This is a genomic window from Stenotrophomonas sp. GL_101 (assembly GCF_057835675.1).
Window position 1 is genome coordinate 1,593,209 of the sequence record NZ_CM174432.1, and the last position, 16,241, is coordinate 1,609,449.

Sequence of the window (16,241 nt, forward strand, 5' to 3'; positions counted from 1 at the left end):
TCCGGCTGGCCTGCGCGGCCGCCCTGATGCTGGCCAGCAGCCTGGCCGGCGCCGCCGAGGGCGGCAAGACCCTGCAGGCCGGCAACGACCTCAGTGACCGCGCCTCGCTGCAGCGCGGTGCACAGCTGTACATGAACTATTGTTCCGGCTGCCACGCATTGAAGTACCTGCGGTACTCGCGCATGGCCGAAGACCTGGGTCTGAGCGAGGAAGAGGTGATGAACAACCTCAACTTCACCGGTACCCCGATCGGCGAGCAGATTCCGGTCTCCATGCCCAAGGCCGAGGCGGAAAAATGGTTCGGCAAGATGCCGCCGGACCTGAGCCTGATTGCCCGCGTGCGGGGCAGCGACTGGGTCTATACCTACCTCAAGTCGTTCTACGTGGACCAGACGCGCCCGCTGGGCTGGAACAACAGCCTGTTCCCCAATGCCTCCATGCCCAACCCGCTGTGGGAGATGCAGGGCCTGCAGCACGCCATCCACGGCAAGTCCGAAGCAGCAGGCCTGGACCCGCCGGTGATCGGGTTGAAGGTCGAGCAGCCCGGCAACGTCGACCCGGCGCAGTACGACCAGTCCGTACGTGACATCACCAATTTCCTGGAGTATGCCGGTGAGCCGGCCGCGCTCAAGCGACAGAAGCTCGGCGTCTGGGTGATCCTGTTCCTGGCCCTGCTGACCTTCCTGGTTTACCTGCTGAAGAAGGAATATTGGAAGGACGTGCACTGAGCATCCTCGCGCCGCACGGCGAAGATCGATCTGGCCCGGGTTCGATCAGCCTATTGGCTTTTGTGATGGGCGGTTGCACACTCGGGTACTGTGACGACCGTCGGCAATGGGCTGGCGGCGCCGATGCGACCGGCGGTTACCGGACGTTGGAGAGCCTTTGATGGCGGCGAGCGTACGCATGCGGAATACCCTGACGCTGTTTTCCTCGAACGACGATGTCCTGTGCCATCGCGTACGGCTGGTACTGGCGGCCAAGGGCGTCACCTACGATTTCGTGCCGGTCGATCCGCAGAATCCGCCTGAGGATCTCATCGATCTGAACCCGTACCACTCGGTGCCCACGCTGGTCGAGCGCGAGTTGGTGCTGTACGCGGCGTCGGTGGTCAGCGAGTACCTGGACGAGCGCTATCCGCACCCGCCGTTGATGCCGGTGGACCCGTTGTCGCGCGCGCGCATCCGCCTGGCGATGCTGCGCATCGAGCACGACTGGGTGCCGCAGGTGCAGGCCATCCAGCTTGGCAACAAGACCCAGGCCGAAGCCGGGCGCAAGCGCCTGAAGGAATTGCTGACCAGTGCGGTGCCGCTGTTCAAGGCCAGCAAGTTCTTCCTCAACCCGGAAATGAGCCTGGCCGATTGCGCCATGGCGCCGATCATCTGGCGCCTGCAGTCGCTGGACATACCGCTGCCCAAGGATGGCAAGTCGATCGAAGACTACGGCAACCGGATCTTCCGCCATCCCGGTTTCATCCGCAGCCTGACCGACCAGGAAAAGAAGCTGCGCGACCTGCCGGGTTGATGGTCCTGCATCGGCCGCCGCAGGGGGCCGGTGCGCTGAATGATTCCGCTTCGGCGCGGCGCAGGCCGCCCGGGGTGGCTGACCGGCGGGTATGCGGGCGCGTACACTTGTCGCTGCGCAATCGGATCCAAGACAGCAGGGCACGGCCCCGCGCCACGATATGACTGAAGACACTTTTCGCATGACCAGCCACCGTCCGTACCTGTTGCGGGCCCTGGTGGAGTGGATCAACGACAACGACCTGACGCCGCACATTCTGGTCGACGCCGGCATGCCCGGCGTGCAGGTGCCGCAGAGCGCGGTCAAGGATGGCCGGGTGGTGTTGAACATCGCCGAACGCGCGGTGGTGCAGCTGCACATCGACAATGACAGCGTGAGCTTCTCGGCGCGGTTCTCGGGCAGCAGCTACCCGGTGCAGGTACCGATTTCGGCCGTGCTGGCGGTGTATGCCCGCGAGACGGGGCAGGGCATGGCGCTGCCCGATGACATCCCCGGCCACGAGCCCGGTCCGGACGATGAACTGCCGCCCGACGACAGCCCGAGCCCACCGGACGATGCGCCGCCCAAGCCCAGCGGCCGCCCGCACCTGCGCGTAGTCAAATAATCAATTACCGCCCGTAGAGCCGACCGTTGGTCGGCTGGCCTTCAGCTGGCCTTCGCCGGACCCCGCCACAGCCGACCAACGGTCGGCTCTACCTGTGGGGCAGCAGGACCCTGGCGCTCCAGGGCTCAAACGTCTTCGGCATCGCTCGTATCGATGTCGCGCCGGATCTCGCTGATACGTGCCGCCGACGGGCCCACGAACGCCACCAGTTCGTCGCCGCGCAGCACCATGCGACCGCTGTGGCGGTCCACGCCGTCGTGCGAATACTCGAACTTGAACGTGCGCTCCCAGCCCAGCCAGCCGCTGGGCTTGCGGCATACGCGCAGCCCGGTGGCGTGTACCGCCTGGTCCAGCCATTGCACGTCGGCGGCGCGGCAGGCATTGCGGCCCAGCTCGCCGGCACGCTCGGCGGCGGCGCGCGAAGAGTTCCAGAACGCGTAGGCGAAGGCGCCGGCAATCATCAGCAGGATCAAACTGGGCATCGGTGACTCGGTACGTTCTGAGCGGTTGGAAGCTCCAAGATGGCGGCGAACCTCGCACGGATCAAGCCAGCCACGCGCCCGTCACCCGCTGTTGCGTGGCGTGGCCCCGGGCAACGCCACGGGAGGCTGGGGCGGCGTAGCCGGTAACGACGACGGCCGTGCCGGGATCGGTGCCGCCCCCGGCGCAGCAGGCGACACCGGCAACGGGCGTGGTGGCGGCAACGGCTGGGCGGGTCCCGGTGGCACGCCCTCCGCATCCGGTGGCGGGGTTGTGGGCGAGGGCGGGAGCGCCGCAGGCGCGGTCGCCACCAGCTTCAGTAGTGCGGCCCAGTCCTGCCGGTTGAAGTTGCATTCCTCTTCGCGGCCCGGCGTGCACCCCAGTTCCATGCCATCGCTGGCATTGGCCTTGGCCGGCGGCAACTCGATACGACCGCTGCGGTCCAGCGACAGCTTGCGCATCGCCACGGTGTTCATCACGTTGCCGCCGATCAGGTACAGGGTGCGGTCGCCGCCCATGTTGGCCGCGATCACCACCTCGCAATGCGACTTCCAGTGGTTCACCGCACCACTGCCCAGCGACTGCACCAGGCCGCTGTAGCTGAGCGCTTCCCGGCGATCGCGCAGGTAGCACAGCAGGTCGCCCGGCGCGGGCTTTTCAACGGCCGGGTCGGTCATCCGGTACGGGCCATTGTTCTGGTACGCCGCGCGGATGTAGTCGATGTGCCGGGGAGAGCGGGTAAAGCCCGGCACGCTGGCGCGGGTCATCACCCAGGAAATGAAGGCGGCCGACCACGGGTTGTCGATCAGGAAGGCCCGGCAGTCGGTGTCGGTGTAGCGCGTGCCCGGCGGGGCCATGCAGCTGGATGCACCGGGCTGGCCGCCCATCGGCGACAGTGTGCCGCTCTGGCGCCAGTACCCCACCACGCGTTGCCAGGCGACCATGCCGTTGTCGGCGAGGTGCACATCCTCGGCTTCGGTTGCGCTGATGCTGGCCACGCGGCCGTCGCGGTCGATGAACGGCCGATACCAGAGCCGATGTTCGTTGCAGGCGGTCTGCACGATGGTTACCGCCAGGGGGCTCAGCCCGAACCGGGGCGGGATGTCGCAGACCTCGGCCGCGGACGCGGTGGCCGGCAGCAGCGTCGCCAGCGGCGACAGGCACGCAAGCAGGAACAAGGGGCGCATGCGCGCTCTCCGGGTGGGGGCAGGGCAAGCCTCGCAGACCCGGTCTGCCGATCCTGTGAACACCGCACGTCGATGCCGCACGACCAACGGTCGTGCGCTACCGGCGGGGTAGGTAGCGACGGTTGGTCGGCACGCGGCTCAACCCGGCGGCGGGCCCAACTTCAACGACAGGTCGATGGCGTGAACGTGCTTGGTCAACCCGCCGATCGAAATGCAGTCCACGCCGTCCTCGGCGATCGCGCGCAGGCCTTCGAGGCTCACGCTGCCGGAGACTTCCAGCGGAATCCGCCCGGCCGCAATGCGCACGGCTTCCCGCCGCATCCCGGCATCGAAATCGTCGATCAGGATGCGCTCGCAGCCCACCACCAGCGCTTCGCGCAACTGCTCCAGGTCTTCCACCTCGACCACCAGCGGCAGCTGCGGCCACTGCGCGCGTGCGGACTGCACCGCCGCGGTCAACGAACCGGCCGCACGCAGGTGGTTTTCCTTGAGCATCACCGTGTCGAACAGGCCCATGCGGTGGTTGTCGCCGCCGCCGCAGCGCACCGCGTACTTCTGTGCCACGCGCAGCCCGGGCAGGGTCTTGCGGGTATCCAGAATGCGCGCGCCGGTGCCGGCCACGGCGGCGACGTAAGCGGCGGTGGTCGTGGCAGTGCCGGACAGTGTCTGCAGGAAATTGAGCGAGGTGCGCTCGGCACTCACCAGGCTGCGGTTGCGCCCGTGCAGGATCGCCAGCACCGTGCCGGCGGCGACCGCGTCACCTTCGGCTACCTGCCACTGGATCCGGACATCCCGGTCCAACGCCTGGTGGGTGGCATCGAACCACGGCCGCCCTGCAATCACCGCCGCCTGCTTGCACAGCAGGTAGGCGCTGTCTGCGTGGTCGGGCAGCAGGGCAGCAGTAACGTCGCCGCTGCCGATATCCTCGGCCAGCGCACGCGCCACGTCGGCGGCCACTACGGCGGCATCCGGTGCCGCAACCCTGGGCGGACTCATTTTTCGGGGAAATCGGCGATCTGTGCGGTGGCGATGGCCTCTTCGGCCAGCAGCACCGGAATGCCGTCGTCCACGCGGAACACCTGCTTGCGGTCGCGGGTCAGCAGGGCTTCGCGCAGGGGCTGGGCCTGGGCGCTGCCATCGGCCTTGGCCACGCTGCCGGCGCCGATCGCGCGGTTGAGTGCCTCCAGGCCCTTGGGGTCGAGCAGGGACAGGGACTGGCGGGTGTCCGGCGAGCACAGCAGGTCGAGCAGCTTGCGATCCATGGATTCTTCGTCTTGCGTGGAAGACGGCTAGAATACGTCTTTAAGGCAGGTGACGGCCAATGACCCCCAACCAATCCGCGCCGCTCGTCGGCATCGTCATGGGTTCCCGCTCCGACTGGGAAACCATGCAGCACGCCGCGCAGAAGCTTGATGCGCTCGGCGTTCCCTACGAAGTGAAAGTGGTTTCGGCGCACCGCACGCCGGACGTTCTGTTCACCTATGCCGAACAGGCCGGCCAGCGCGGTCTGCGCGCGATCATCGCCGGTGCCGGCGGTGCGGCCCACCTGCCGGGCATGATCGCAGCCAAAACCGCCGTGCCGGTGCTGGGCGTGCCGGTGCAGTCCAAGGCGCTCAACGGCATGGACTCGCTGCTGTCGATCGTGCAGATGCCGGCGGGCATTCCGGTGGCCACGTTTGCCATCGGCAATGCCGGAGCCTCCAATGCCGCGCTGTTCGCCGCCGCGATGCTGGCCCCGGAGCAGCCGGCCATCGGCCAGGCGCTGGACGCCTTCCGCGCCCGCCAGACCGAAGACGTCATGGCCCACGACGACCCGCGTCAATGACCCCCAGGACCGTTGGCATCCTGGGCGGCGGCCAGCTCGCCCGCATGATGGTCCTGGCCGGCGCACCGCTGGGCCTGCGGTTCGAGCTGTTCGACCCGGCCGCTGATGCCTGTGGCGCCCAGGTGGCGCCGCTGCAGGTGGACGCGTTCGAGGATGAGGCCGCGCTGGCCGCGTTCGCCGCCCGCGTGGACGTGGTCACCTTCGATTTCGAGAACGTGCCGGCGCGCAGCGCCCGGTTCCTGGCCGAGCGCGTGCCGGTGTATCCCCATCCGGATGCGCTGGCCGTGGCCCAGGACCGGCTCAGCGAAAAGACCCTGTTCCAGCAGCTGGGCATTCCGCTGCCGCCGTTCGCCGATATCGGCAGCCGTGAGGAACTGGCCGCCAGGGTCGCCGAATTCGGCATGCCCTGCATCGTCAAGACCCGCCGCCTGGGCTACGACGGCAAGGGCCAGTTCCGCATCCGCAGCGATGCCGACATCGACGCCGCGTGGGCCGCCCTGGGCGACTACGTCGAGAAAACCGGGCTGATCCTGGAAGGTTTCGTGGCCTTCGATCGCGAAGTCAGCGTGGTGGCCGTGCGCGGTCGCGACGGTGAATTCCGTGCGTGGCCGGTGACCGGCAACTGGCATGTCGAGGGCGTGCTCTCGGCCAGCCTGGCGCCGGCCGGGTTGAGTCCGGTCCAGCACGAGGCTGCCATCGGCCACGCGCGCGCGTTGGCCGAGCACCTCGATTACGTGGGGGTGTTCGCGCTGGAGCTGTTCTGCCGCGATGGTGAGCTGCTGGTCAACGAGATGGCACCGCGCGTGCACAACTCCGGCCACTGGACCATCGAAGGCAGCGAGACCTCGCAGTTCGAAAACCACCTGCGCGCCGTGCTCGGCCTGCCGCTGGGCGACACCCGCATGCTGGGCCATGCCTGCATGCTCAACTGGCTGGGCACGATGCCCGAGGCCGGTGCGGTGCTCGGACAGCCCGGCGGGCACTGGCATGACTACGGCAAGCAGCCGCGCCAAGGCCGCAAGGTAGGGCATGCGACCCTCCGCGATGACGAGGCCGACACGCTGGCCGACGCACTGGAAGCGGTGGGCAGCCAGTTGGACCGTGCCGCCCAGGTCGCCCCGGTAGTCGCCGCGCTGCGCCGATAACACCGGCCCACAGCCCGGAGGTACCGACCGTTGGTCGGTACGACAGCCACCCAGATCCCGGTAGGTACCGACCGTTGGTCGGTACGCCTCTCGGTACGGCTCGTCAATCGCGCAACTGCGCGGCCGCGAAATCCCAATTGACGATTTTCCAGAACGCCTCCAGATAGCGTGCCCGCTCGTTCTGGTAGTCGGTGTAATACGCGTGCTCCCACACATCGCAGGCCAGCAGGGGAATGCTCTGCCCGGTCAGGGGAGTACCCGCGTTACGGGTGGTCTGGATCGCCAGCGCGCCGGTCGGGTGCTGAACCAGCCACACCCAGCCCGAGCCGAACAGGCCCAGCGCAGCGCGGTCGAAATCCTCGCGCAGGCGCCGCACATCGCCAAAATGGCGGGTGACCAGCTCGCCGAGCCGATCCTTGGGGTCACCACCGCCGCGCGGATGCAGGCACTGGAAGTAGAACGCGTGGTTCCAGGCCTGGGCGGCCGCATCGAACAGGCTGCCCTGGCTCTGGCGCACGATATCCTCCAGCGGCAGGTCGGCCAGTTCCGTGCCTTCGATGCGGGCGTTGACCGCATCGATGTAGGCGCGGTGGTGGCGACCGTGGTGCAGGTCAAGCGTTTCGGCCGACAGATGCGGCTGCAGGGCAGTGCGGTCGTAGGGCAGGCGGGGCAGGTCGAGGGGCATGGCTCGCAACGGTTTGGGGACGGGGCGCCGGAGGCAGGCCCGGAAGGCTTACAATGGCGGTGAGGGAAGTCTAGCCGACCGGCCAGGTCCGGTTGTCCCAACCCGCAGGGAGAGTCGTTGTGGCGGTGATGCAGCAGATCCAGTCCGAAGTGGAGCGTTACCCCCTCGTGTTGTTCATGAAGGGCACCCCGCAGTACCCCATGTGCGGTTTTTCCAACCGCGCCATCCAGGCCTTGATGGCCGCCGGCGCCGTTGCGCTGCGTACCGTCAACGTGCTTGAAGAGCCGGAGGTTCGCGCCAACCTGCCGCGCTACTCCAACCTGCCCACCTTCCCGCAGTTGTTCATCCACGGTGAGTTGATCGGCGGCTGCGACATCGTGCTGGAGCTGTTCGAGTCCGGCGAGCTCAAGCGCATCGTCGAAGAGGCATCGCAGCCATGAGCGCGGTCCCGACCGTCGTGGCCGGGACTGCAGCGCTGGCCGACCGGGCCATCCTCATTGCCGGGGCGGGCGGCGGCTTCGGCAGTGCCGCGGCAGTGGCCTGTGCCCAGGCCGGTGCCACCGTGGTGCTGCTGGGGCGCAAGCCGCGCCGGCTCGACCGGGTCTACGCCGCCGTGCAGGCGGTCGGGCCGGAGCCGTTGCTGTACCCGTTGGACCTGGAAGGCGCGACCCCGGACGACTATGCCGTGCTGGCCGAGCGCCTGCAGGCCGAGCTGGGGCGGCTGGACGGGTTGTTGTACTGCGCTGCCGATTTCGCGGGGTTGACCCCGTTTGAACTGACCGACCCGGCGGTCTTCGCACGCGCGGTGCACGTCAATCTCACCGCGCCGGCGTGGCTGGCCCAGGCCTGCCTGCCGCTGCTGCGCCAGCGCGAGGACGCGGCACTGGTGTTCACCGTGGACGACCCGGCGCGGGTAGGGCAGGCGTACTGGGGCGGTTATGGCGCGGCCCAGCATGGCGTGCGCGGGCTGATCAGTAGCCTGCACGACGAACTGGGGCGCACTTCCGTGCGGGTCAGTGGCTTGCAGCCGGGCCCCATGCGCACGGCGCTGCGCGCCCGTGCATTCTCGCTGGATGAAGACCGCAGTGCCCGCGACCCGGTCGATTGCGCCGCCGCGGCCGTGCTGTTGCTTTCCGGCGCTGGCGCCATCCATCGCGGACAGGTCCTGGCCGCACGGTAATGCCGGTCGCTGGCCGGCTTCCGGCCATTGCCGAGCGGTGGCCTGGCAAACGGCCGGCGCCTGTCACGACGCTGCCATTGCTGCAGCGCACACTAAATGTGAAGAAAACGTCACGATACCGTTGTGATGGCGTGTGTTCTGACTCCAAACCGTCACAATTCGCCAGTACCGTGTTAATCTAGTGTTAACCGTTGCGGCTGAATCCAGCACGCGGCTAGGGAACCCAGATCAAAGTCCAGTCAGCCGCCAGCAAGGCTGCTTGGGCGCGCTTTTTTCTCCGCCATCCCCAATCTCGCATCGAGGCTACCCCAAAATGACCCACCCACTCCGGATGTCCAAGCTCGCTCTTGGTCTCGTGGCCGCACTTGCCGCCGCTCCCGCCTTCGCCCAGAGCACCTCTGCCGGTGTTGGCGGCCAGGTCACGTCCGCCGCAGGTACGCCTGTCGCCGGCGCCGAAGTCACCATCACGCACACCGAGTCGGGCACGGTCAGCCGCTCCACCACCGATGCATCGGGCCGTTACAGCGCGCGCGGTCTGCGCGTGGGTGGTCCGTACACCATCACAATCAACAAGTCCGGTGAAGGCACCAAGACCGAAGAAGGTGTCTACCTGAACCTCAACCAGGTCAACACCATCAACGCCAGCTTGGCCGGTGATGTGGCCGGTGCTACCAACCTCGATGCCGTGCAGGTCGTGGCCGTGGCCGGTGGGTCGGAAATTTTCAGTGCCTACAAGATGGGCACCGGCACCAACGTCACGCGCGAGAGCATCGAATCGCTGCCGTCGGTGAACCGCAACATCCAGGATTACATCCGCCTGGACCCGCGCATTTCGCAGGTCAGCAAGGCTGACGGCGCGATTTCGGTCGGTGGCCAGAACACCCGTTACAACGCCATCCGCATCGACGGCATCGGCGCTGGCGATCCGTTCGGCCTGGAATCCAACAACCTGCCGACCGAGCGTCAGCCGGTGTCGATGGATGCGATCCAGGAAATCAACATCGACATCGCCAACTACGACACCACCATTGCTGGTGGTACCGGTGCGGTGATCAATGCGGTGACCAAGTCGGGTACCAATAATTTTGGCGGCACGGTGTACTACGCGTACCGCGACAAGGACATGGTCCGCAAGGATCTGGAAGGCGTCCGCTTCAACGGCTTCGATGACGAAAAAACCTACGGCATGACCCTGGGTGGCCCGATCATCAAGGACAAGCTGTTCTTCTTCGCCAACTACGAAAAGATGGAGCGCTCGGCGCCGGGCGTCAGCCTGACCGACTCGCCGTACGGCAAGGGCACCGTCACCGATGCCGACATCGCCCGTGCGCAGCAGATCGCCACCGGTTACGGCTTTGACGCCGGCTCGCTCAACGCGCCGTCCAACAAGACCGAAGTGGAAGAGTACGCGCTGAAGATCGACTGGAACATCAGCGACAACCACCGTGCCGCCGTGCGTTACAACAAGCTCGAGCAGAACGTGGTCCGCTTCCCGCAGATCAGCAACAGCGCGGTGTCGCTGAGCAGCTTCTGGTACCAGCAGCCGAAAACCTACGAATCCTGGATGGGTGAGCTGTTCAGTGACTGGTCCGAGAACTTCTCGACCGAGTTCAAGCTGTCGCACAAGGAATACACCTCGATCCGCACCACCCCGTCGAGCCTGCCGCAGATCCAGATCCGTGGCTTCGGCGCCAGCGGCAACGATTCGCTGTACTTCGGCACCGAGCAGAACTCGCACGTCAATGCGGTCGAGAGCAAGGAACTGAGCGCCTTCGGTGCTGCCACCTGGTACGTCGGTGACCACACCGTCAAGTTCGGCTTCGATTACTCCGACAACGACCTGATGAACTACTACGGTCGTAACGTCAACGGCGCGTACACCTTCTCGAACCTGGAAGACTTCGCCAACAACCGCGTGAACCAGTACGTGGTGCGCGCCCCGCGTGCCGGCGGCAGCTACGACGACATCCCGGCCAAGTACACGCTGAAGAACACCGGTGTGTTCATCCAGGACAGCTGGGCTGTCAACAGCAACCTGACCCTGCAGGGTGGCGTGCGTATCGACATGCCGGACTTCAGTTCGCAGAAGCTGTACAACCCGCGCATCATGGAACTGTACGGGTATGACAACACCCAGCTGCCCGACCAGAAGCTGGTGCAGCCGCGCTTCGGCTTCAACTACACCTTCGACAGTGACCGCCCGACCCAGCTGCGCGGTGGTGTGGGCCTGTTTGGTGGCGCCGCCCCGAACGTGTGGCTGGCCGGTGCGTACCAGAACACCGGTCTGAACTACATCGAGTACACGGTCCGCAACCAGAACGGGATCTTCACCCCGGAAACCGATCCGCCGTACATTCCGAGCGCCGGTGCGGGTGCGCGCCAGAACGTGGACATTGCCGCGCCGGACCTGAAGCTGCCGTCGGTGTGGAAGACCAACCTGGCCTTCGATCACGAACTGCCGTGGTACGGCATCGTTGCGTCGGCTGAATTCCTGTACACCAAGGTCAACAACGGCATTTACTTCGAGCGCCTGGACCTGCGTGGCAAGAACGGCGACGTTGCGGCCACTCGCATTGGCCAGGATGGTCGTGAGCTGTATTGGAATGCTGGGGGCTACGTGCCGTGCGTAGGCGTCAACTGCTCGATCCGCGAAGGTGGTGCGGTCGGTGGCAAGGCCAACCGTCCCGATGACATCGGCGACGTGCTGCTGATGAAGAACACCGACAAGGGCAGCAGCCGTCAGTTCACCGTTGGTCTGAACAAGCCGCTGGCCGAGAACTGGGGCTGGTCGCTGGCCTACACCTACACCGCCGCGAAGGAAGTCAGCCCGCTGACCAGCTCGCAGAACACCTCCAACTGGGGCAGCACCCTGATCGGGACCGCCAATGAGAACGTGGCCTATGACTCGCGCTACGCGATCAAGGACCGTATCACCGGCTCGATCAACTGGAAGAAGGCGTTCTTCGGCGACTACAACACCACCGTCGGCCTGTTCTACGAAGGCCGTTCGGGTCGTCCGTTCAGCTACATCTACTACAACGACATGAACGGCGATGCCGCCGCCGCCACCGGTGCCGGTTACTTCAACGACCTGTTCTACGTGCCGAACGGCCCGGGCGACGTCAAGTTCACCGGCGGCGCGGCGATGGAAAAGGCCTTCTTCGATTGGCTGGCCAACAACCCGGAACTGGGGGCCTACCAGGGCCGTATCGCCCCGGCGAACGCCTTCCGTACCAAGTGGACCAACAGTTTCGATGTGCACATCGCGCAGGAATTCCCGGGCTTCATGAAGGAGCACAAGGGTGAACTGGCGCTGGACATCATGAATGTCGGCAACCTGATCAACAAGAAGTGGGGCAAGATCGAGGATTACGGCTTCAACTCCACCGCTCGTGTTGCCAGCTACGCCGGTATCGATCCGGCCACCGGCAAGTACATCTACAACTTCAACACGGTTGATGAGCCGGCGATCCAGGAAAACAACAACGACAAGGGCAACACCGGCGTGTCGCGCTGGTCGATGCAGCTGACCCTTAAGTACAAGTTCTGATCCATCGAACTTGATGCGTAAGTGAAAATGGCCGGGGAAACCCGGCCGTTTTCCGTTGTGGGTCGATACGTGGTCGCTCTGCTTGTGCTCCTGCAGCCAGTAATGTATTGTCGTCTGGTTGCGCGCTGCTTGGCGCGCCGCTGCGGCCCAAATCACCGGCTGCAGGAAAAACACATCCAACGGTCGGGTTTCCCGGCCGTTTTGCTTTTTAAGGGGGCAGCAGTAAAGTCGTCTACCTTGAGGAAGCGAAAAAAATGGAAATGACGATCACCGAAAAGCCGGCGCGTACGCTGCCGGTGCAGGACGCGCGGATCTACCCGCGCGGTGGACTGGACGTGTTGTCCCGGGCCGAGGTGGCGCGCCTGCGCGATGCCTCTGGTGGTGGCATGCACGAGCTGCTGCGGCGCTGCGCGCTGGCGGTGCTCACCAGTGGCAGTGCTTCCGACGATCCGCGCGCGGCGCGCGATCTGTACCCGGACTTCGACATCCAGGTGGCGCAGCAGGATCGCGGCGTACGCATCGACCTGGCCAATGCGCCGGCGATGGCATTTGTCGACGGCGAGATCATCCGCGGCGTGGCCGAGCTGCTGTTCGCCGTGGTCCGCGACCTGGCCTACATGGCCATCGAGATGGGCCCGCAGTACGCAGCCGAACTGGAATCGTCCGAGGGCATCACCAATGCGGTGTTCGGGCTGCTGCGCAATGCGCGCATCCTCAACCCGGGCGACCCGAACCTGGTGGTGTGCTGGGGTGGCCACTCGATCGGCCGCGATGAATACCTGTACACCAAGCAGGTCGGCTACGAGCTGGGCCTGCGCGGCCTGGACATCTGCACCGGCTGCGGCCCGGGCGCGATGAAGGGCCCGATGAAGGGCGCCACCATCGCCCATGCCAAGCAGCGCAAGACCGTCACCCGCTACATCGGCCTGACCGAGCCGGGCATCATCGCCGCCGAGTCGCCGAACCCGATCGTCAACCACCTGGTGATCATGCCGGACATCGAGAAGCGTCTCGAAGCGTTCGTGCGCATCGGCCACGGCATCATCGTGTTTGCCGGTGGCGTCGGCACCGCCGAAGAGATCCTGTACCTGCTGGGCATCCTGCTGCGCGAGGAAAACAAGGACCTGCCGTTCCCGCTGATCCTGACCGGCCCGACCGTGGCGGCGCCGTACTTCGAGCAGATCGACCGCTTCATCCGCCTGACCCTGGGCGATGAAGCGGCGTCGCGTTACGAGATCATCATCGGCGACCCGGTGGCCGTCGCACGGCGGATGTCCGCCGGCATCAAGCGCGTGCGCGAGCACCGTCTGGCGCAGAAGGATTCGTTCTTCTTCAACTGGTCCATCGAGATTCCGTGGGACTACCAGCAGCCGTTCGTGCCGACCCACGAAGCGATGGCCGCGCTGGACCTGCACCACGGGCGCCCGCCGCATGCGCTGGCCGCGGACCTGCGTCGCGCGTTCTCCGGCATCGTCGCCGGCAACGTCAAGGAAGACGGCATGCGCCGCATCGAGGAGTTCGGCCCGTTCGAGATCCACGGCGACGCGGACATGATGCAGGCCCTGGACGAGCTGCTGCGCGGCTTCGTCGAGCAGCGCCGGATGAAGATTTCCGGCGAGTACCAGCCCTGCTACAAGGTGCTGGCCTGAGCTGAGTGGCCGGGCGGACTGGATCGAACGATCCGGGCCGCCCGCTGACGCCTGGCCGGTCGGCCGGGCGGGGGTGGCGGGGGTGGCAGGGAGCCATCCCCCTTTTCACCGCCCATGGGCGTCAACCGGTTGACGCCCGTCGCCCCCGGGCGACCGTTCGTCCTGCCGCTGCTTGCTGCCGGGGGGAGCCTCGTCCATCTTCTGTGTCATCACGCTGGGGAGCGTTCCATGTCCGTCCGTCGATCCAAGGGCTTCACGCTGGTTGAGTTGATGATCACGTTGATCGTGTTCTCAGTGCTGGCCGGTATCGCGTATCCGAGTTTCACCGGAATGATGCGCTCCAACCGGATCAGCACCGGCAACAACGAACTGCTCGGCCTGCTGTCGCTGGCCCGCAGCGAGGGCATCCGCAACAACACCGGTGGCGGGGTCTGCGGCAGCACCGACGGTACCGCCTGCGATGGCGACTGGGCCGATGGCGTAATGGCCTGGGCTGATGCCGATGGCGATGGGGCATTCGGCGCGGGCGATACCGTGTTGCGCTACAGCGCTGGCAACAAAGGCCTGAGCGTCGGCGCGCCGGACCCAGCGGTCATCGCCTTCGATCCGCGCGGCCGCCGCCGCGCCGTCAGCGATCAGTCGATCACGCTCGCGCCGGCGGACTGCAAGAGTGGCGAGACCCGCCGCACCCTTACCGTGAACCTGTCCGGTCAGGTTCGCTCCACCAACGGAACCTGCTCATGATGCGCAACCGCTCCGGATTTTCCGGCCGCCGTCGCAATGGCGGCTTCAGCCTGCTGGAAGTGCTGGTCGCGCTGCTGGTGCTGGCGTTCGGCCTGCTGGGTTTCGCCCTGCTGCAGACCATGAATGTGCGTTTTGTGCAGAGTTCGGGGCAGCGTACCCAGGCCACCAACCTGGCGTCGGACCTGATTGAATTGATGCGCGTACAGCGCACTGCCACGCTCAATGGCGGTGACTACACCACTGCATCGTTCGGCGCCGGTGACGTGGCCGTGGCAGCCGCGCCGTGTACCTGGCCGGTGGGCACCGATGCCACTGCCGAGTCCAGCAACATTACCCGCTGGCAGTGCCAGGTGGTCAAAACCCTCGGGGACAAAGCGAGCGCCAACGTCAGCGTCATCGATGGCCTGGTCACCGTAGGCATTGGCTGGGGCGACGAGCGCTGGGATGCCGACAACGCCGATACCACCACCACCTTCACTCTGGTCACGCGTCTATGAGCCGCTCCTCGTTCCGCGCTGGTCGCACAGCTGCCGGCATGTCGCTGGTTGAACTGATGGTCGCCATGGTCATCGGCCTGGTCCTGATGCTGGGCGTGGTGCAGATCTTCATGGCCTCGCATGCGGCCTCCCGGCTGTCCGAGGGTGCGGCGCGCACGCAGGAGAACGCGCGTTTCGCGCTGGATTTCCTTGAGCGCGATATCCGCATGGCCGGGCACATGGGGTGCGTCAACGACCAGGGCCATGTGATCAAGGATGGGAAGAGCATTCGGGTCAACATCGCCGGCATCACCGAGGGCGACGGCAGCCCGCTGGATTTCTCGGTGCCTATCCAGGGCTACGAAGCTGACGGCACCGCACCGGGCGATGCGCTCACCATTGGCGGTACCTGGTCGGCTGCAGGCAGCGTGCCGAGTGCGATCAGTGGCCTGACACCGGCACCGATCGGTGGCAGCGACATCCTGATGATGCGGTATCTCACCTCGGAAGGGTCGCCCGTACTGAACATCACCAACGGCACCGATTCTGAAGTGACCGTGGCCTCCGATGCCGCCGCGCGCCTGTCCGCCGGTACGGCCACGACGCCCTCCCTGTTCGCCGTTTCCGACTGCAGTCGGGTCGATGTGTTCGCGGGCAGCCTGGCGGCCAACACGATAACTGCCTCGGCCACGTCGCTGGCCAGCTACGCTGCCAACAATGCCGTCACCATGGTCTACCGTGCTGAAGCGGTGGCGTATTACGTGGCGACCAACCCGGCCAACGAGCCGGCGTTGTACCGCGCGCGGGCCAATGGCGGTGGCACCTTCGAGAACGGTGAGGAACTGGTCGAGGGTATCGAAAGCCTGCAGTTCCTTTACGGACTGGACGCCGAGCCGAACATCAGCAGCGTCGCCCCGCCGACGGGCAGGATTACCGTCCAGCGCACCGCCGCCGATGTCAGCACGGGGACCGACGCCAGTGCGGTGGCGGAGTGGCGGCGGGTCGGCATGGTGCAACTGGGCATCCTGGTGCGCAGCCCGCAGCCGGCCTCGGCTGAGCAGGCCGACGTCGCTGTCGCCCAGCTGGGCGTACTCGGCGTGGGCTTCAATCCACCTACGACCAATGATCGCCGTTACCGCGCCTCATACGAGGTGTCGGTGGCACTGCGCAACCGACTGTTCGGAAACTGAGC

At 66.1% G+C, this 16,241-nt stretch carries 17 protein-coding genes; 12 read left to right on the forward strand and 5 right to left on the reverse strand.

Features of this window, described 5'->3' with window-relative positions:
- The first annotated feature begins 26 nt into the window (after positions 1 to 26).
- From AC3IR9_RS07085 to AC3IR9_RS07095, 3 genes are all read left to right on the forward strand, one after another.
- Entirely contained in the window at positions 27 to 728 is a 702-nt protein-coding gene (locus tag AC3IR9_RS07085; RefSeq protein ID WP_489295746.1) for a cytochrome c1, read from the forward strand.
- A gap of 160 nt (positions 729 to 888) precedes the next feature.
- Positions 889 to 1,524: a glutathione S-transferase N-terminal domain-containing protein gene (locus AC3IR9_RS07090; protein WP_489294987.1), complete on the forward strand. Its 636-nt coding sequence runs from the start codon at positions 889 to 891 to the stop codon at positions 1,522 to 1,524.
- 160 nt (positions 1,525 to 1,684) lie between these two features.
- Positions 1,685 to 2,128, forward strand: coding sequence for a ClpXP protease specificity-enhancing factor (locus tag AC3IR9_RS07095; protein WP_489294988.1), 444 nt, complete (start codon positions 1,685 to 1,687; stop codon positions 2,126 to 2,128).
- Positions 2,129 to 2,253: 125 nt separating this feature from the next.
- On the opposite strand, the gene AC3IR9_RS07100 is transcribed toward AC3IR9_RS07095, so the two are convergent.
- The 4 genes from AC3IR9_RS07100 to AC3IR9_RS07115 form a co-directional block, all read right to left on the reverse strand.
- Positions 2,254 to 2,610: a DUF3301 domain-containing protein gene (locus AC3IR9_RS07100; RefSeq protein ID WP_489294989.1), complete on the reverse strand. Its 357-nt coding sequence runs from the start codon at positions 2,608 to 2,610 to the stop codon at positions 2,254 to 2,256.
- 81 nt (positions 2,611 to 2,691) lie between these two features.
- On the reverse strand, positions 2,692 to 3,795 hold the full coding sequence (locus tag AC3IR9_RS07105) for a DUF2272 domain-containing protein (RefSeq protein ID WP_489294990.1): 1,104 nt from the start codon (positions 3,793 to 3,795) through the stop codon (positions 2,692 to 2,694).
- Positions 3,796 to 3,933: 138 nt separating this feature from the next.
- A complete protein-coding gene (gene nadC, locus AC3IR9_RS07110) occupies positions 3,934 to 4,791 on the reverse strand; it encodes a carboxylating nicotinate-nucleotide diphosphorylase (RefSeq protein ID WP_489294991.1) in 858 nt (285 codons plus the stop codon).
- Positions 4,788 to 5,057, reverse strand: a complete 270-nt coding sequence (locus AC3IR9_RS07115; RefSeq protein WP_489294993.1) for a Trm112 family protein — start codon at positions 5,055 to 5,057, stop codon at positions 4,788 to 4,790. The genes nadC and AC3IR9_RS07115 overlap by 4 nt, the downstream gene beginning before the upstream one ends.
- A gap of 59 nt (positions 5,058 to 5,116) precedes the next feature.
- Between AC3IR9_RS07115 and purE the strand changes: the two genes are divergently transcribed.
- Positions 5,117 to 5,620, forward strand: coding sequence for a 5-(carboxyamino)imidazole ribonucleotide mutase (gene purE, locus AC3IR9_RS07120; RefSeq protein WP_489294994.1), 504 nt, complete (start codon positions 5,117 to 5,119; stop codon positions 5,618 to 5,620).
- Entirely contained in the window at positions 5,617 to 6,765 is a 1,149-nt protein-coding gene (locus AC3IR9_RS07125) for a 5-(carboxyamino)imidazole ribonucleotide synthase (protein ID WP_489294995.1), read from the forward strand. The genes purE and AC3IR9_RS07125 overlap by 4 nt, the downstream gene beginning before the upstream one ends.
- Positions 6,766 to 6,868: 103 nt before the next feature.
- Here the strand turns inward: AC3IR9_RS07125 and AC3IR9_RS07130 are convergent, their stop codons facing one another.
- A complete protein-coding gene (locus tag AC3IR9_RS07130; protein WP_489294997.1) occupies positions 6,869 to 7,450 on the reverse strand; it encodes a superoxide dismutase in 582 nt (193 codons plus the stop codon).
- Positions 7,451 to 7,569: 119 nt separating this feature from the next.
- On the opposite strand from AC3IR9_RS07130, the gene grxD reads away from it, so the two are divergent.
- The 7 genes from grxD to AC3IR9_RS07165 all read left to right on the forward strand — a co-directional run bounded on the left by grxD (position 7,570) and on the right by AC3IR9_RS07165 (position 16,239).
- The gene (gene grxD / locus AC3IR9_RS07135) at positions 7,570 to 7,890 is read left to right on the forward strand and encodes a Grx4 family monothiol glutaredoxin (protein WP_489294998.1); all 321 of its coding nucleotides are present in this window, start codon (positions 7,570 to 7,572) and stop codon (positions 7,888 to 7,890) included.
- Entirely contained in the window at positions 7,887 to 8,630 is a 744-nt protein-coding gene (locus AC3IR9_RS07140) for an SDR family NAD(P)-dependent oxidoreductase (RefSeq protein WP_489295000.1), read from the forward strand. Before grxD ends, AC3IR9_RS07140 begins: the two co-directional genes overlap by 4 nt.
- Before the next feature lie 313 nt (positions 8,631 to 8,943).
- Complete coding sequence (locus tag AC3IR9_RS07145; protein ID WP_489295001.1) at positions 8,944 to 12,180, forward strand: TonB-dependent receptor; 3,237 nt, start codon at positions 8,944 to 8,946, stop codon at positions 12,178 to 12,180.
- Between the two features lie 260 nt (positions 12,181 to 12,440).
- Positions 12,441 to 13,829, forward strand: a complete 1,389-nt coding sequence (gene ppnN, locus AC3IR9_RS07150) for a nucleotide 5'-monophosphate nucleosidase PpnN (RefSeq protein ID WP_489295002.1) — start codon at positions 12,441 to 12,443, stop codon at positions 13,827 to 13,829.
- A gap of 228 nt (positions 13,830 to 14,057) precedes the next feature.
- Positions 14,058 to 14,573, forward strand: a complete 516-nt coding sequence (locus AC3IR9_RS07155) for a GspH/FimT family pseudopilin (RefSeq protein ID WP_489295747.1) — start codon at positions 14,058 to 14,060, stop codon at positions 14,571 to 14,573.
- Positions 14,573 to 15,070, forward strand: coding sequence for a type IV pilus modification protein PilV (pilV, locus tag AC3IR9_RS07160; RefSeq protein ID WP_489295749.1), 498 nt, complete (start codon positions 14,573 to 14,575; stop codon positions 15,068 to 15,070). Before AC3IR9_RS07155 ends, pilV begins: the two co-directional genes overlap by 1 nt.
- A complete protein-coding gene (locus AC3IR9_RS07165) occupies positions 15,067 to 16,239 on the forward strand; it encodes a PilW family protein (protein ID WP_489295004.1) in 1,173 nt (390 codons plus the stop codon). Before pilV ends, AC3IR9_RS07165 begins: the two co-directional genes overlap by 4 nt.
- Positions 16,240 to 16,241: the final 2 nt, after the last annotated feature.

What these genes read in the sequence shown, in the direction of transcription:
- AC3IR9_RS07085 (WP_489295746.1), top strand. Translation starts at nt 27, where the DNA reads ATGCTGGCCAGCAGCCTGGCCGGCGCCGCCGAGGGCGGCAAGACCCTG.
- AC3IR9_RS07090 (WP_489294987.1), top strand. Translation starts at nt 889, where the DNA reads ATGGCGGCGAGCGTACGCATGCGGAATACCCTGACGCTGTTTTCCTCG.
- AC3IR9_RS07095 (WP_489294988.1), top strand. Translation starts at nt 1,685, where the DNA reads ATGACTGAAGACACTTTTCGCATGACCAGCCACCGTCCGTACCTGTTG.
- AC3IR9_RS07100 (WP_489294989.1), bottom strand. Translation starts at nt 2,610, where the DNA reads ATGCCCAGTTTGATCCTGCTGATGATTGCCGGCGCCTTCGCCTACGCG.
- AC3IR9_RS07105 (WP_489294990.1), bottom strand. Translation starts at nt 3,795, where the DNA reads ATGCGCCCCTTGTTCCTGCTTGCGTGCCTGTCGCCGCTGGCGACGCTG.
- nadC (WP_489294991.1), bottom strand. Translation starts at nt 4,791, where the DNA reads ATGAGTCCGCCCAGGGTTGCGGCACCGGATGCCGCCGTAGTGGCCGCC.
- AC3IR9_RS07115 (WP_489294993.1), bottom strand. Translation starts at nt 5,057, where the DNA reads ATGGATCGCAAGCTGCTCGACCTGCTGTGCTCGCCGGACACCCGCCAG.
- purE (WP_489294994.1), top strand. Translation starts at nt 5,117, where the DNA reads ATGACCCCCAACCAATCCGCGCCGCTCGTCGGCATCGTCATGGGTTCC.
- AC3IR9_RS07125 (WP_489294995.1), top strand. Translation starts at nt 5,617, where the DNA reads ATGACCCCCAGGACCGTTGGCATCCTGGGCGGCGGCCAGCTCGCCCGC.
- AC3IR9_RS07130 (WP_489294997.1), bottom strand. Translation starts at nt 7,450, where the DNA reads ATGCCCCTCGACCTGCCCCGCCTGCCCTACGACCGCACTGCCCTGCAG.
- AC3IR9_RS07140 (WP_489295000.1), top strand. Translation starts at nt 7,887, where the DNA reads ATGAGCGCGGTCCCGACCGTCGTGGCCGGGACTGCAGCGCTGGCCGAC.
- AC3IR9_RS07145 (WP_489295001.1), top strand. Translation starts at nt 8,944, where the DNA reads ATGACCCACCCACTCCGGATGTCCAAGCTCGCTCTTGGTCTCGTGGCC.
- ppnN (WP_489295002.1), top strand. Translation starts at nt 12,441, where the DNA reads ATGACGATCACCGAAAAGCCGGCGCGTACGCTGCCGGTGCAGGACGCG.
- AC3IR9_RS07155 (WP_489295747.1), top strand. Translation starts at nt 14,058, where the DNA reads ATGTCCGTCCGTCGATCCAAGGGCTTCACGCTGGTTGAGTTGATGATC.
- pilV (WP_489295749.1), top strand. Translation starts at nt 14,573, where the DNA reads ATGCGCAACCGCTCCGGATTTTCCGGCCGCCGTCGCAATGGCGGCTTC.
- AC3IR9_RS07165 (WP_489295004.1), top strand. Translation starts at nt 15,067, where the DNA reads ATGAGCCGCTCCTCGTTCCGCGCTGGTCGCACAGCTGCCGGCATGTCG.